The following is a 14,414-nucleotide window of genomic DNA, read 5'->3' as shown; positions in this document are numbered from 1 at the left end:
ACACGGTCGCTGCTGTGGTGACAACGCGGAAACGGCCGGTAGCGCGAGGCGACGCAGGCGCGAAAATAAGCCAAAAACGTCCTCCTCAAGGTAGGAAGGGCGGAAAAATGGGTGGCGGTTTGGGCGTGATGGCCGTGTCAGGTCGATAGGCTAAAGCCATGGCCACGAAAACTGTTGTGACGAAGAAGCGACATGCGTGGACCACGTCAGTGTTCATGAAACAACTGATGGCGGTCTCCGGTCTGGTCTTCGTAATATTCTTGCTGTTCCACTCGTACGGCAACCTGAAAATGTTCCTCGGTCAAGAGGCGTACGATCACTACGCCCACTGGCTGAAGGGTGAAGCGTTCGTTCCAATCTTCCCTTACGGCGGATTTATCTGGGTATTCCGCGCTGCAATGATCCTCTTCCTGGTCATTCACGTTGCATCCGCCGCTCACGTCTGGCTGCGTTCACGCCGAGCACGCCCCACACGCTACGTCGTCAAGAAAGACGCGGCAGTTGCGTATGCGGCACGCACCATGCGCGTGACGGCAGTATTGCTGCTGATCGGCATCGTCTTCCACATCCTGCATTTCACGATGGGTGTGGTGCGCACCGGCTTCGCCCTCGAGAGCACGCCTTATGAGCGAATGGTTGCGACCTTCCAGAATCCGTTGATGGTATTGGTGTATGTCGTGTTCGTAGGCGCTGCCTGCCTGCACGTCAGCCACGGCTTCTGGTCGGCATTTCAAACCCTGGGGTGGGTGCGCTCCAACACCCGCAAAGTCATGGTGATTCTGTCAGGGCTCATTGGCGGCCTCATCTTTGTCATGTTCATGGCTCCTCCGGTTGCCATCGCGGTTGGCATGATCTCCTAGTAGGTAAGGCACAGATACAAAATGAGTGAGACATTAATAGCAGGCTTGTATCGCGAGGGCGACGCCATTGCCGACACGAAAGCGCCTCTGGACGTGCCCTTGTCACAATGCTGGGAGCAGCGGAAATTCTCCGCAGCCCTCGTCAACCCTGCAAACCGACGCAAACTCCACGTCATCATCGTGGGAACCGGTCTGGCGGGCGGCGCCGCTGCCGCGTCGCTGGGCGAAATGGGCTACCACGTCGACGTGTTCTTCTATCAGGATTCCGCCCGTCGAGCACACTCCATTGCTGCTCAGGGTGGCATCAACGCGGCAAAGAACTACCGCAACGACAACGACTCGGTTTACCGGCTCTTCTACGACACGGTCAAGGGTGGTGACTACCGCGCCCGTGAAACAAACGTGTATCGACTGGCAGAAGTCAGCGCCAACATCATTGACCAGTGTGTCGCGCAGGGCGTGCCGTTCGCACGCGAGTACGGCGGTCTTCTGGACAACCGCTCCTTCGGTGGTGTGCAGGTATCCCGTACGTTCTACGCACGTGGCCAGACAGGTCAGCAGCTGCTGATCGGTGCCTACCAGGCGCTGGAGCGTCAGGTTGCGGCAGGAACCGTCATCGAGCACTCACGTCATGAAATGGTCGAACTGATCGTCTCTGACGGCAAGGCTCGCGGCATCGTCGCTCGCGATATGACCACCGGCGAGCTGGAACCGTACGTGGCTGACGCAGTCGTGTTGGCGACCGGCGGATATGGCAACGTGTTCTTCCTGTCAACCAACGCAATGGGCTGCAATGCAACCGCCATCTGGCGTGCACACCGTAAGGGCGCATACTTCGCGAACCCGTGCTTCACGCAGATCCACCCGACCTGTATTCCTCAGCATGGCGATCAGCAATCCAAGCTGACACTGATGAGTGAATCCCTGCGAAACGACGGTCGCATCTGGGTGCCGAAAAAGAAGGAAGACTGCAAGAAGGATCCTCGCGAGATTCCGGAGGAAGATCGCGACTACTACCTCGAACGCATCTACCCCTCATTCGGTAACCTCGTTCCCCGCGATATCGCGTCGCGCCAGGCGAAGAACATGTGCGACGAAGGTCGCGGTGTCGGACCTGAGATTCAAGGCGTGGCCCGTGGCGTGTACCTGGACTTTTCAGAAGCCATCGAGCGTATGGGGCGCGAAGCCGTCAGCGCCAAGTACGGCAACCTGTTCGACATGTACGAGCGCATCACCGGTGACAACCCGTACGACGTTCCGATGCGTATTTACCCGGCAGTGCACTACACCATGGGCGGCCTGTGGGTTGACTACGACCTCGAGTCGAACCTCGATGGTCTGTACGTGGCAGGTGAAGCGAACTTCTCCGACCACGGTGCTAACCGACTGGGTGCATCGGCACTGATGCAGGGCTTGTCAGATGGCTACTTCGTTCTGCCCAACACCATCAACGACTACCTGGCGCACGCTTTCGGCCTGCCGAAGCTTGACGAGGCCAGCCCGGACGTTGTGGCAGCGATGAAGGAAGCACAGGACAAGATCGATCGCCTGATGGCAGTGGGAGGCAACCGCTCGGTGGACTCCTTCCACAAGGAACTCGGCCACATCATGTGGGAATACTGCGGCATGGAGCGTACCGAGGAAGGCCTGCGCAAGGCGATCGATATGATCCGTAAGTTGCGCCAGGACTTCTGGGCAAACGTGCGTGTGCCCGGACGGTCAGTCGGAGAACTCAACCAGTCCCTGGAGCGCGCCGGTCGCGTCGCTGACTTCATGGAGCTGGGCGAGCTCATGTGCGTGGATGCGTTGCACCGCGAGGAATCGTGTGGCGGCCACTTCCGCGCAGAGTCCCAGACACCCGAGGGCGAGGCACTTCGTCACGACGACAAGTTCCTGTACGTCGCCGCTTGGGAGTGGACCGGTGAGGGGCAGCCCCCAATCCTGCACAAGGAAGATCTGATCTACAACAACATCGAGCTGAAACAGCGGAGCTACAAGTGAACCTGACATTAAGAATCTGGCGCCAAAACGGGCCCGAGGACCCCGGTGCCATGCACGAGTACGAAGTCCGCGGAGTATCCGAGGAATCCTCATTCCTCGAAATGCTCGACATTCTCAACGAAGAACTCTTCGAACGCGGGGAAGAACCGATTGCATTTGACTCGGACTGCCGTGAAGGCATCTGCGGTCAGTGCGGCCTGGTCATCAACGGCATCGCTCACGGACCCGAGGTGACGACCACATGTCAGCTGCACATGCGTCACTTCAACGATGGCGACACCATCACCATCGAGCCGTGGCGTGCCAACGGTTTCCCGGTTATTCGCGACCTGGTCGTGAACCGTTCTGCTTTCGACCGCATCATCCAGGCTGGCGGCTACATTTCCGTCAACACGGGTGCTGCGCCGGATGCGCACGCCACGCCGATCCCGAAGCAGGATGCAGACAAGGCGTTCGAAGCTGCTGCCTGCATTGGCTGCGGTGCGTGTGTGGCTGCATGCCCGAATGCATCGGCCATGTTGTTCACCTCCGCGAAGGTCACGCACTTGAACCTGCTGCCGCAAGGTAAGCCGGAGAACCTCAAGCGCGTCAACGCGATGCTTAACCAGATGGACGCTGAAGGCTTTGGCGCTTGCACCAACATCGGCGAGTGCGCGGCTGTCTGCCCGAAGCAGATCCCGTTGGATGTGATCTCCACGCTGAACCGTCAGCTCGGAAAGGCACTGTTCAAGGGGTTGTAAACTTCGAGGACCTGTCACCCATGGGGCAGTAGCCCCGACAGGTGCCAGAGTCTTGCAGTTGGGGGCGGGAGCCAAGTGAAAACTTGGCTCCCGCCCTTCATGCTGCCGCCCTCGATCCTGTCACCTACGCTGACGCTGCTGTCTGTGCTTTCCCTTCTGTGCGCGCAAAGCCTGCGTGACCTCGGACCCAACTATGCTGCTGGGTCCAACCATGCTGCCGAACTCAACCCTGCTGCGTCAGTGCCGCACCCTCCCGTACCCCGAGGTTCGAATTCGGCGCGGTTTGAATCGGTGTGATGGAAGCAGGAAGCTTGTGACCTGCGCTTTTATCGTGATCAGCCTCGTCGAGTCGCCCTCGTCGATGCCGAATTCGAACCTGGGGGACTGGGACGGGACTGAGACGGGACTGGGACGGGACTGGGGTGAGATGCGACTGGGTCGGGATGGGTACGAACGCTAGCATTTGTACTGGACTGGCTCTAGAACAGGGGGACGTGTAATTGGGCTTGGGGCCCTAGGACTTGGACTGGGGCAGGGCTCGGGGCTTGTGCCTGGGGCTTGAGGCGCGGGTGGATGCGGTTCGTCACCGGGTGGTGTCGCGGCCGCAGGGAACACGCATAATACAATCGACGCATTGGCAGTGCCGGTGACGCATGCGAACGGAGGTGTTGGCGATGCCGATATTCCTATCAGCGGGCGGGCGCCAACACACACGCATCGGCAGGAAAGCGCGGCGCCCTTTACCTGATCCGCTTGCACTTCGCACCGATACGAAGACCGCCGCCGGTACGACCAGCGCTGCCGACCCTGACGGTTCCTCCAGCATCACCAGCACAACAAGCGCAGACAGTGCCGAGGGAGGTGAGGAACTCCGAGGTAGCACAGACTCCGAGATGCCGGCCTCCTATCCGCCGCAACCTTGGGATGACCCGACCTGTGAACGGCCTGGTTCATTTCCCCTTCGGCCTGTCTCACCTAAAGAAAGCGATTCGACCGGCAGTGACAGTGCGTACGCGGATCACAAACGCTTCCCGGCGCACACTTCCCATTCGGCAGGTGCAACCATCGCAACGGTGACGACACGCGTGGGAATTTGCCTGCTGGCCAGCATCCTTGTCGCGGTAGCGTTGGCATGGGACAGTCCCACCATCAGTGCGCTGCGTGCACAGGTGGAAAACACGCCAGCAGCCGCGAGCCAGTCGGCCGGTGACGATAACGTCGAGCCGGCGCGAGCAGTCGACGTGACAGCCAACCAGTCGCAATCGGCTGAAAACATGCCCATCGCGCACGACCCGTTCGACCACCCTGCAGTGGCTACAACTGCTGCGAACTGGCAGGTGATGGATGCCCAAACCGGCGACCTGATCGCGGCCGAACAGATTGATCGCGCCGTCAGTGCTGCCAGTACTCAGAAGCTCTTCACCGTTGAATACGCCGTGAGTAGGCTCTCCCTCGACGATGTTCTCAGTGTCGATGAGGAAACACTTTTGATGCCGCCCGACAACTCCTCACTCGCTGGAATCGTGCCGGGGAAGTACACGTTGCGCGAACTGCTCACGGGGTTGCTGCTGCCCTCAGGCAATGACGCGGCATATGCAATAGCCGTGGGAACCGGCCGCGACCTGCTCAATAATGAAAAGGCTGCGCCACAGGACGCCCTCGCTGCCTACGTCGAGGGGCTGGCGCAATTCCTAGCGGACCACGGCTACAACGATACGCACATCTCCGAGCCCTCAGGTCTGAACACCGTTGACCGATCGACTGTGCGGGACGTTTCGCGCGTGGTGACCGCACTCATGACCAAACAGTGGTTCCGCGATATTGTCGCAATGCCCGCAGCGTCAGTTCAGACCTCCACGGGCGAGTATCAATGGAAAAACACGAACTACTTCCTGGACCCCGACAAGCCGCAGTACGATCCGCATGTGTACGGAGTCAAAACCGGCTCAATCCCGGACCTGTTCAACATCGTCACCGCCTATCGAGCAGATAGTTCCGACGAGTATCTTCTTTTCGTTTACGGATCAGCCACGGATGAGGACCGATACGCGGATACGAGGCTGCTCATTGACACTTTCATCACCGACAAATAGAGCTTCGTCGGCCACCCTCGTCACTGTTGAGGTGTGCAAAATCGTCATCAGGGCGCGCAGGGACTACAATCGCGTCTGTGACTGGCGAATCTGAACCCCTCATTCTTGGAATCGAATCGACATGCGACGAAACCGGTGTGGCACTGGTACGCGGAACTGAGCTGCTGATCGACCGCACCGCCACATCGATGGACGAATACGCTCGGTACGGCGGAATCATCCCCGAAATTGCGTCACGCGCACACCTGGAATCTTTCATTCCGACCCTCGACAGTGCATTGCACGAGGGAGGCGCCTCGCTATCCGATGTAGATGCCATTGCCGTCAGTGCAGGTCCAGGACTGGTTGGATCTCTGACAGTGGGAATCTGCGCGGCAAAATCGCTGGCATTGGCACTCGATAAGCCACTGTACGGAGTCAACCATGTCATCGGGCATATGGCGGTAGACGGGCTGGCTGAAGGTCCCCTTCCGGAGCGCTTTATCGGTCTTGTTGTCTCGGGCGGACACTCCAACATCCTGCTCGTCGAGAACTGGGTCGATGGCGTGCGTGAACTCGGAGGCACACTGGACGACGCCGCAGGTGAGGCTTTTGACAAGGTTGGCCGTCTGCTCGGGCTGCCCTACCCTGGAGGGCCGCACGTGGATCGCCTGTCCCAGCAAGGAGACCGCGACGCCATTCGTTTCCCACGAGGCCTCCACGCCGTTAAAGACAAGGACCGTTACCGCTACGACTTCAGTTTCTCAGGGTTGAAGACCGCAGTCGCCCGATACGTCGAGGGAGAGAAGGCTCGCGGCGCTGAGCTTCGGGCAGAAGATATCTGTGCCGGCTTTTCCGAAGCCGTCAATGACTCGCTGACCGCCAAAACGGTGAGGGCATGCCTCGATACGGGGTGCGACACCATTGTGATCGGCGGAGGTTTCTCAGCCAACTCGCGGCTTCGCCAGCTGATCCAGGAGCGCGCCGAGGGCGCAGGACTGACTGTGCGTATGCCTCCCATGCGTTTTTGCACTGACAACGGGGCGCAGATCGCGGCACTGGGAGCTCGTCTCGTTGCCGGTGGTGCGGCGCCATCGGACTGGGACTTTTCACCGGATTCTGCGATGCCGTTGACTCAGACGTGGATGGCGCCGACAAACGCCGACATGGCAGTGGTCTCCGAGTAAGAATGTTGTTCACCTAACCGGTGATGCGAGGCAGAAGGTCGCCCTCGGCAATGCTGACAGCAGCACGCCGAGAGGCGAAAAACACTACTTCTTGGAGTCTCGGTCCGTGCTCGGAGCACCCTTGGAGCGGGTGTTGAGGAACTCGAGCGGGTTAAGCGGGCGGCCGGCACGCATCTCGGCGAGCAGCAGCTCGGTGACCGCTTCGCGAGAGTTGTGCCGTGCATTCTCAGCGACGATGCGTTGACGCTGGTAGGACGCTCCGAGTTTGAGGATCTTCTCAATACTTGCCAACTCGTCAGCGCATTTGAGGTCTTTCGCCACAGGCTCCAGATCGTTCAGCATACGAACGACCGTGTCGGTGACCAATTCTTCGTTGCCATGCGCATCCAAAATGAGGATCGCTTCCATCCCGTAACGCGCTGAACGCCACTTGTTCTCAGCGACAAACCACTCCGGCATAGGCTCGATCTGCTCCCCGGCGTCGAGTTTGCGTGAATACCATTCGACTAGGCAGTGTGTCAGTGCTGCAAGGGCTGCGACCTCCGTCGCGTTGGTGGCGGCATCGAAGACGCGGTTTTCCACGGTGCCGAGCTTGGGGGAGGGGCGCACGTCCCAGCGCACCTCATCAAAACCATCGATGATGCCGGTGCGAATCATGTCTGCGACGTACTTTTCCAGCTGGTCCCACTGTTCGAACTGTTGAGGGATGCCGGCTGTGGGAAGTTGCTGGAAAACCATCGCGCGGTTCGAGGCGTACCCGGTGTCGCGTCCTGACCAGAAGGGCGAGGATGCTGCGAGTGACTGCATATGTCCCAGGCGCGAGGCGAGGGCTGATTGAAGCGGGAGCACTTTGTCTCGCGACTCGACGCCGACGTGGACGTGGATGCCGTACAGGAGCATCTGACGACCCCAGTACTGTGTGCGTTCAACCAGCTCTGCGTAGCGCTCTGAGTCAGTGACGCGCTGGAAGGCTGGAGAGGCGAACGGGTGGGTTCCGGCGCTGCCGAGCTCGATGCGCAGGCGGTCCGTGACCGGTCGGAGAAGCTCGATCGTCTCGGTGATGTCGCGCATGCATTCACCGACCGTGTGCCGGGCTCCGGATGTGATCTCGATGGTGTTGAGCAGCATCTCGCGTTGAATGTGGGGGTGAAGTTTGCCGTCGACCTGAGCTTCGGGCGCGTCCAGAATGGCGTTGGCAGCCTGGCGCAGATCGTTGGAATCCTTGTCAATGAGCTGGAGTTCCCATTCAACGCCAATGGTGGATCGTTCGGACGAGGAGAACGTGAGGTGCATGTTCTCTGCCTTTCGGTGGATGAAACGCGTGGGCGGGTGGTGGCTGGTGCGGCTGGTTTTGGTTGAAGGGATGTCCGTGCGCACCGGCTGTTGTGCTCGCGCTCATGCGAATTAGTAACTGGATCATTGTCCCAGTCTGAAAGGCTGCGCGCACGACAACTCGGCGAATTTCGTCAATCGCGATCGGGCGCGTGGGCGGGTCGATGTTGAGCAGCTGGCTGCTTGGCGCGGTTGCGGCAATTGCATTCAGGCAGGGGCTGCTCGCGTTCGGCGACTCCTCGATCCGTTGATACTACGCTTGTTTCTTCTTGCGCCACCTTCCTCCCCATCCCCGAGGTTCGAATTCGACGGGATTTTCGAGGTGAACGAAGAGGGTGGATGGCTGTGACCTGCGGTTTCGTCCGGAAATACCTGAGAATGCGTGAATAACTGCATCGAATTCGAACCTCGGGGATGAAGTGAAGAGGTCAGTAGGGCAGGAGTGGCAGTTGAAAGACGGCAGTGCGCCCGCTTGTCCACAGGTCTGCCTCGTCGATGGCCGGATTCCACAGATGCTTGCGACCGCTGAGCATCCGTGCCCGTACTCTCGCATACTGGCTCAATCGACGAGGGGGGAGCGGGCAACGCGGCGGCCTCAGAATGCGCGAATGTGAAAGGAAGGGCTCGATGGAGTCAGCCAACGGCGGCCACGGTCCACCAACGCTGCGGTGGGTTGCACGGTACATGGCCAAGACGTCGAGACGGCAGCGCCCGAAGCAGGTAGCGGCAGAAACTGGGCGCTTACTGATTCAGATCGTGCGCGGAATTTACCTGTCGACCGCCGTTTTCGATGGCATTGCAGAGCCGTGGAAAATACGGCGAATCATTGAGCTGTCGCGGATCATTGCAGCAGCCATGACCTACCGAGATGCAGTCGTGATTGGAGAATCGGCTGCACTGGTGCACGGCTTGTATACATATGAACTCAGCGGCGATGTCCATCTGCTGGTGCCCACACGACCTGGAAAAGCTGTTCCGACCATGCGAACGATTCGATTGGAATCGTGCAGGACCCAGGGAGGGGTGATCTACTGGTGGGAGCAGCGCAGTGGCGAATCGGTGACAGCGTCGCTGGCACGCGAAGATTCGCAGCGGCAGACGGTCCATGTGAAAATGGCGCGGATCCGACGACACTCTTCGCGGTCCTTCATGAGCGAAAGACCGCGTCAGCTGGACCTTCAGATGGGGCGTGCGCTGCCAAGTGGCCACCGTCGCTCGCCTCGGTGCGTGATTTTGCGGTGCACATCGGTGAACGCAACAGCCCTGACGGCAGCTCTCACGGCGCCTCTGCCGTGCGCATTCGCGATGATGTGCGGTGCGCTGAATCGGACGTCGGGGTTCAAGCGGAGCGTCGAGCACCGTTCGCGCAAGCAGGAAGGCCGTGTGCGTGAGACGTGGCTACGAGCGATTCGACAGCTTCCGAAAGGGTTTCGCCGCAGACGCTGGGCCGAGTGGATATGCAGGCATAGTGATGCCGGATGCGAATCAACTGGTGAAGCGGCCCTTATGTGGGTGTTGAAATCTGGCGGCTGTACGGGTCTGACCACCCAAGTGCGCTCACCTGCCGATCGACTCGGCGGATGCTTCTACATTGACGTGGCACTCGAAAAAGCCAAAGTCGCCATTGAGTTCGACGGCTATGCCAAGTACGGAGACAACCGCTTTGAAGTATCAGATTCCTATGCTCAGCAAATGCGGCGCCAGCACATCCTCGAAAAACGAGGGTGGATCGTCGTGCGTGTGACCTGGTCGGATCTCTTCCACCCCGACCATGTAATCGGCAAAGTATGGGCCGCTGTGGAGCAACGGTCTCGGCTATACGAGACAGTGAAACGAGGTGGACGCCCCAGGCGTCAGGTGAGCAATGACGCGGTCAGAGCCTAGAGGAATGACGCGGTCAGAACCTAATGAGAAGTGCGGTTTCCTGCATGATCGAGTCGACGGGTGAGGATTGCACGGTGAGTGTCGCCAAGCCGTGTTGCGAAAACGGTCATCTCACCGCCATCCGAGTCGGAAGAAAGCGCCGAGGCTAAAGCGCGCTGCATTGCTCCGGTATCGATTGAAGCACCGCGCTTCTTGATTTCAACCGAGCTGGGGTCGAATTCGCGAAGCGCCTTCTTGATGGCTTTCATTCGCAGAGGAACCACCGAGCACACCTCAAACCGTGTCCACCATTCGGCAGCGGGTAGCGAGTCTGCGGTGAGGTAAGCAATCGAACCGGAAATGAGGTGTGCACCGAATTGCTCGGCCAACGTGGCGATTCCTCCGGACCGGATCACTGCAGGATCGGGCTCAGTGAGCATCGAGCCAAGGACACCGACAGGTGCCTGCGCAACGCGTGCAGCGCAGTTTCCGCGGGCTCCCTCGTCAATCAGCGTCGAAAACACTGTGCCGGAAGCAGCGCTCCGCATGACACAAGCGGAGCGGCCCGCTGGCAGCCCCATCGCGGGGGAGTAGAGCAGTGCTTCGACCAGTTCCCCGTCGACGCTGGTCCACTGCGCATGCCAGGTTGGCGGCAGCGTGGCATGCTCGATTCCCGGAGCAACTTTGATGGCGACACGACCGATTGTCTTGGCCCAGGAAATCGCCTGTGACAAGGGCGGAGACCACTGTTCCGGATCGTAAATGCGTTGCGAACCGCGTGCAGCGCCGGTCCTCCTGGAGGGGTCAACGAAGAGAGCATCCACGCCGTCTGTGCGCAGTGTGTCGATATCGAGCGCCGTCACGTCAGCAACCCGCACGCGTGCAGTGGGGTAACTCGAGAGATTGGCGGTGGCCATGGCTGCGGTCGTTGCGTCCAGTTCGACGGCTTCAACTCCTAATCCCGCTTGGGCGAAGGCTCGCGAATCCGAACCGATCCCGCACCCAAGGTCCGCCACTGCATGCGCCCCTGCCTGTACAAATGCCGCCGCGTGGCGTTCGGCAATGACACCGCGCGTGGCCTGTTCGAGCCCGTCACGAGTAAAAAACATATCGGCTGCTGCTTCACCGAATTTCGCTTTGCCCTGGATTCGTAGGCTCGTCAAAGTCAGTGCCGCTGCGATCAGATCCGGCGCGTATCCTCGGGATCGAAGCTTGGCATTGAGCGTGTTGAGGTGCGGCTGAGCGGTGCGCGCGGTGAGGCCTTCAGGCAGGAAACCTGTGATCTCGGAGAGGAGTTTCTTGCCGTCCCCGCTGATCAACTCGCCGAAAACTTGCGATGCATCCGAATAAACCACGCTCCTATCCTGACATGTATAAAGGGCAGAACGAGTGCCGCCCTCACTGGCGTGGCTCACCAATGCTGGAGCGCGAGACGTTGTTGCCTGTGCGAATGCGCGCTGAGGAGTAAGTTTCACTGGCAAATGCGACGAGATACGTGTCTTCCTGGGCTCTGACGTGCCAACTTATGCCGTATTAGGTTGGGTGTAGCGCACTCGCGAATACCCTCAGCTCTTCATCCCCGACGCCCGATCCCGAGGTTCGATCTCAACGACACACCCTGTGGCCCGACGTCCCCCTTAAGTCCCGAGGTTCGATTTCGGTGATCTACGAGGGGGACGCTGCTTCGTGACAAGTCTCTGACCAGCGGATTTGTTAAGCCGTGTGCCTGTTGTGCCGATGAAACAGTGCCGAGTTCGAACCTGGGGAACAGGGGGAGGAGGGATGGCAAGAGCTGGTCGGTGTGGAGGCAATCCACTGAGATCTGCGCGCCCCAGGCCACGCGCTAGGCCATGGGACACGGTATTTTGGCACTCGGATTGTCAGAGTGCCAACTGAGCTTTAAAATAGATGCATACGTGAAGTTCGGATCCCTATCCAGCTTCGCGCAACAATGAATGTCTCCAGACCCTGGCCCCCGCGACGGCAGGCGTGAGGAGGCGACCATGAACCTGTTCGAATGAGAAAGGGAGTCAACGAAGTGTCGATCTCCATTAAGCCGCTCGAGGATCGTATCGTGATCCGTCAGCTCGAAGCGGAACGTACCACCGCTTCCGGTCTGGTTATTCCTGATACCGCCAAGGAAAAGCCGCAGGAAGGCGAAGTGATCGCCGTGGGTCCGGGCCGCATTGACGACAACGGCAACCGTGTTCCGATGGACGTGAAGGTTGGCGACTCGGTTATCTACAGCCGCTATGGTGGCACCGAGGTCAAGTACGACGGTGAGGAATACCAGATCCTGTCTGCTCGTGACGTGCTGGCAATTGTCGAGCACTGAGCCAACTGACAAGTAAGTGGTGGGGTTCTGCAGCTGAGCTGCAGGACCCCACCACTGTTTTAAAGCATGTATCAGATTGACCTGTAAGGCGTGTGTCTAAGCGGGACTTTCAGGTAGGCACCGACCTTATCTGGGAGATAGGCAGCCGATTTCCTCCAAGAGACCGGCATGCCAGCGACCTGATCAGGACACGCGGCGACGTTTACGCTGGACGATCTCGCGACGTTCCTCTTCGGTCATGCCACCCCAAATACCATAGGGTTCCTGAGAAGCAAGTGCGTGCTGTCGGCACTGCTCGATGACGGGACAGGTAGCGCACACTGCTTTCGCGTTTGCTGCGCGACGCCGCCTGGCAGCACCACGCTCACCTTCGGGATGGAAGAACATCTCGGTGTCCATGTCTCGGCACGCACCGTCGTACTGCCATTCCCACACGTCCATCATTGGGCCTGGTAGGCGTGACACATCGGTCATTAGAGCTCCTCACTGACTTTTAGCGCATAGGTTCTCAGGGGAAACGGAAGAGTGTTTCTGAGTCCGCTGATGCGGCTTTGATGAAAGGCAATAGCGTCGGGTCCGAGCGAAGTGTTCGGATCTTGAGCTGTTCCCGTTATCGCCACGAGTTAAGACTATATTTTTGTGCAGCTCTTATTCAAGACCGTCTGGAAAATTCCATGCGAATTCCCAGCTGTTCACGCTAAGAGCTGAACGATCCGAGGGGCCCGCGCCTATTCGTAGCCATTCGTTGAATAGAAATTGCGTAAGTAGTGAATAAGTTTCCGGTGGCAGGAAGCTGAGGAAGGGGCGAGAATCAGAGCTGAGGGCCGAGGCGAAGTGCGCTGAGCGCCTCGAGAACCAAAGGAGAGGGGCCGTGAGCATCGAGAACGGTGGCGAATTTGACTTCTCACACGCCCCACTGGCAACACCCACACTGCCACTGTCAGCGAGCCAGCCACCCAAAATAGGCCCCGTCCCGCTCACCGTGACAGCTGTCGCCGAACGTCTGGGAATCTCCCCGTCGACGGTACGAACATGGGAACGCCGCTACGGAATGGGCCCACGCCGACGCGCAGGTGCTCACCGTCGCTATTTTGCAGATGACATCATGCGGCTGACCCGAATGGTCGAGCTGGTCCGCTCAGGAGTTGCTCCATCTAACGCAGCGGCAACGGTGCGTGAGCTTTCAGCCCGAGACCTGGCAGCGGCGGCGCCCGCGGCGCCACCCTCGTCCCCTGACCAGCTCCTTGATGCCGTGCAACGAGATGATTTCGCGGAGGTTGCCCGGCTGGTCGAAGCGTCAGTGGCGACGCACGGACTGATCCACACCTACACTGACTTCGTCGAACCAGTCACCGAAATGCTTCGTAACGACCCGGCCGGCGAAACCCCCGGCGGCGCATCCTCACTGATGTTGACAGCGATCGTGCTGCGCGTGCTACGAGCCCTCGCTCCGCATGCTGGCAAAGTCTGCCACAGTGACGAGGGCGGCCCACGTGACCGTGATGGGAAGACTCACATGCACGACGCCGCGAATGATGCTGTAGCACGCGATCATGACTCCGCACGATCCGCCGGCATGAACGCGCAGAGCGCCTGGTGCCATCACCGTCTGGTCATTATGGCTGATCCTGCGAACTTCATTGCCGCGCATATGGTTGGGGTGGATGTGCAATGGAGAGGCCTGCCAACCTCTATTTTGCTCACCGGATTGTCGGACGCAGCCAGCGCCGTACGGCAATTTGAGAGGCATCGGCGCGAACTGGGCTGCTCTGTCGTGATCGTCATGGGCAAAGGATCAGGGGCGCAGGAGCTAATAGAGCAGCTCACGCGCATAGACGATCTGCATATCGTGCTGGTGGGAGAACGCGCCCCCCACATTGTTGATGCGCGCATTCAGCGCGTGCGCACACTGAGCGCATGCGTCGACGAGACGGTGGCTTTGATGCGCGAATTGTGCCGCACGCCATGAGCTCGACGGCCGACCGTATTAGGCTGTCATGTAGCTATGGCCGAGGGCGGTGAAC

The 14,414-nt window shown here is 59.5% G+C and carries 12 protein-coding genes; 9 read left to right on the top strand and 3 right to left on the bottom strand.

What is annotated here, in order from left to right:
- Positions 1–158 precede the first annotated feature (158 nt).
- From BN3002_RS06140 to tsaD, 6 genes are all read left to right on the top strand, one after another.
- Positions 159–860 carry a succinate dehydrogenase cytochrome b subunit gene (locus BN3002_RS06140; protein WP_058237127.1) on the top strand — a complete coding sequence of 234 codons (702 nt, stop codon included), beginning with the start codon at positions 159–161 and terminating at the stop codon, positions 858–860.
- A 21-nt stretch (positions 861–881) separates the two neighbouring features.
- The gene (locus tag BN3002_RS06135) at positions 882–2,861 is read left to right on the top strand and encodes a fumarate reductase/succinate dehydrogenase flavoprotein subunit (RefSeq protein ID WP_058237126.1); all 1,980 of its coding nucleotides are present in this window, start codon (positions 882–884) and stop codon (positions 2,859–2,861) included.
- A complete protein-coding gene (locus BN3002_RS06130) occupies positions 2,858–3,601 on the top strand; it encodes a succinate dehydrogenase/fumarate reductase iron-sulfur subunit (protein WP_058237125.1) in 744 nt (247 codons plus the stop codon). The genes BN3002_RS06135 and BN3002_RS06130 overlap by 4 nt, the downstream gene beginning before the upstream one ends.
- Before the next feature lie 313 nt (positions 3,602–3,914).
- The gene (locus BN3002_RS11135) at positions 3,915–4,061 is read left to right on the top strand and encodes a hypothetical protein (RefSeq protein ID WP_157843521.1); all 147 of its coding nucleotides are present in this window, start codon (positions 3,915–3,917) and stop codon (positions 4,059–4,061) included.
- A 214-nt stretch (positions 4,062–4,275) separates the two neighbouring features.
- Positions 4,276–5,694 carry a D-alanyl-D-alanine carboxypeptidase family protein gene (locus BN3002_RS06120; protein ID WP_058237123.1) on the top strand — a complete coding sequence of 473 codons (1,419 nt, stop codon included), beginning with the start codon at positions 4,276–4,278 and terminating at the stop codon, positions 5,692–5,694.
- 77 nt (positions 5,695–5,771) lie between these two features.
- A complete protein-coding gene (gene tsaD, locus BN3002_RS06115) occupies positions 5,772–6,860 on the top strand; it encodes a tRNA (adenosine(37)-N6)-threonylcarbamoyltransferase complex transferase subunit TsaD (protein WP_257525517.1) in 1,089 nt (362 codons plus the stop codon).
- An 84-nt stretch (positions 6,861–6,944) separates the two neighbouring features.
- Here the strand turns inward: tsaD and BN3002_RS06110 are convergent, their stop codons facing one another.
- On the bottom strand, positions 6,945–8,153 hold the full coding sequence (locus BN3002_RS06110; protein WP_058237850.1) for a glutamate--cysteine ligase: 1,209 nt from the start codon (positions 8,151–8,153) through the stop codon (positions 6,945–6,947).
- Positions 8,154–8,819: 666 nt separating this feature from the next.
- On the opposite strand from BN3002_RS06110, the gene BN3002_RS06105 reads away from it, so the two are divergent.
- Complete coding sequence (locus BN3002_RS06105) at positions 8,820–10,076, top strand: putative endonuclease domain-containing protein (protein WP_058237122.1); 1,257 nt, start codon at positions 8,820–8,822, stop codon at positions 10,074–10,076.
- A gap of 20 nt (positions 10,077–10,096) precedes the next feature.
- Here BN3002_RS06105 and BN3002_RS06100 read toward each other — a convergent pair whose 3' ends face one another.
- Positions 10,097–11,410 carry a class I SAM-dependent methyltransferase gene (locus BN3002_RS06100; RefSeq protein ID WP_058237121.1) on the bottom strand — a complete coding sequence of 438 codons (1,314 nt, stop codon included), beginning with the start codon at positions 11,408–11,410 and terminating at the stop codon, positions 10,097–10,099.
- 683 nt (positions 11,411–12,093) lie between these two features.
- Between BN3002_RS06100 and groES the strand changes: the two genes are divergently transcribed.
- On the top strand, positions 12,094–12,390 hold the full coding sequence (groES, locus tag BN3002_RS06095; protein WP_058237849.1) for a co-chaperone GroES: 297 nt from the start codon (positions 12,094–12,096) through the stop codon (positions 12,388–12,390).
- A 183-nt stretch (positions 12,391–12,573) separates the two neighbouring features.
- On the opposite strand, the gene BN3002_RS06090 is transcribed toward groES, so the two are convergent.
- Positions 12,574–12,864 (bottom strand): WhiB family transcriptional regulator, encoded by a 291-nt coding sequence (locus tag BN3002_RS06090; RefSeq protein WP_058237120.1) that lies wholly within the window; start codon positions 12,862–12,864, stop codon positions 12,574–12,576.
- Positions 12,865–13,261: 397 nt separating this feature from the next.
- On the opposite strand from BN3002_RS06090, the gene BN3002_RS06085 reads away from it, so the two are divergent.
- Entirely contained in the window at positions 13,262–14,359 is a 1,098-nt protein-coding gene (locus BN3002_RS06085; RefSeq protein WP_058237119.1) for a MerR family transcriptional regulator, read from the top strand.
- Positions 14,360–14,414: the final 55 nt, after the last annotated feature.

The sequence above is a fragment of the Actinomyces ihuae genome, assembly GCF_001457875.1.
Lineage (GTDB): Bacteria > Actinomycetota > Actinomycetes > Actinomycetales > Actinomycetaceae > Pauljensenia > Pauljensenia radingae_A.
The sequence above is the reverse complement of the archived record's forward strand: the minus strand, read 5'-3'. Positions and strand labels throughout refer to the sequence as shown.

Bases quoted from the DNA above. Each gene is read 5' to 3' on its own strand.
- BN3002_RS06135 (WP_058237126.1), top strand. From the start codon at position 882: ATGAGTGAGACATTAATAGCAGGCTTGTATCGCGAGGGCGACGCCATT.
- BN3002_RS06120 (WP_058237123.1), top strand. From the start codon at position 4,276: ATGCCGATATTCCTATCAGCGGGCGGGCGCCAACACACACGCATCGGC.
- BN3002_RS06110 (WP_058237850.1), bottom strand. From the start codon at position 8,153: ATGCACCTCACGTTCTCCTCGTCCGAACGATCCACCATTGGCGTTGAA.
- BN3002_RS06090 (WP_058237120.1), bottom strand. From the start codon at position 12,864: ATGACCGATGTGTCACGCCTACCAGGCCCAATGATGGACGTGTGGGAA.
- BN3002_RS06105 (WP_058237122.1), top strand. From the start codon at position 8,820: ATGGAGTCAGCCAACGGCGGCCACGGTCCACCAACGCTGCGGTGGGTT.
- BN3002_RS06140 (WP_058237127.1), top strand. From the start codon at position 159: ATGGCCACGAAAACTGTTGTGACGAAGAAGCGACATGCGTGGACCACG.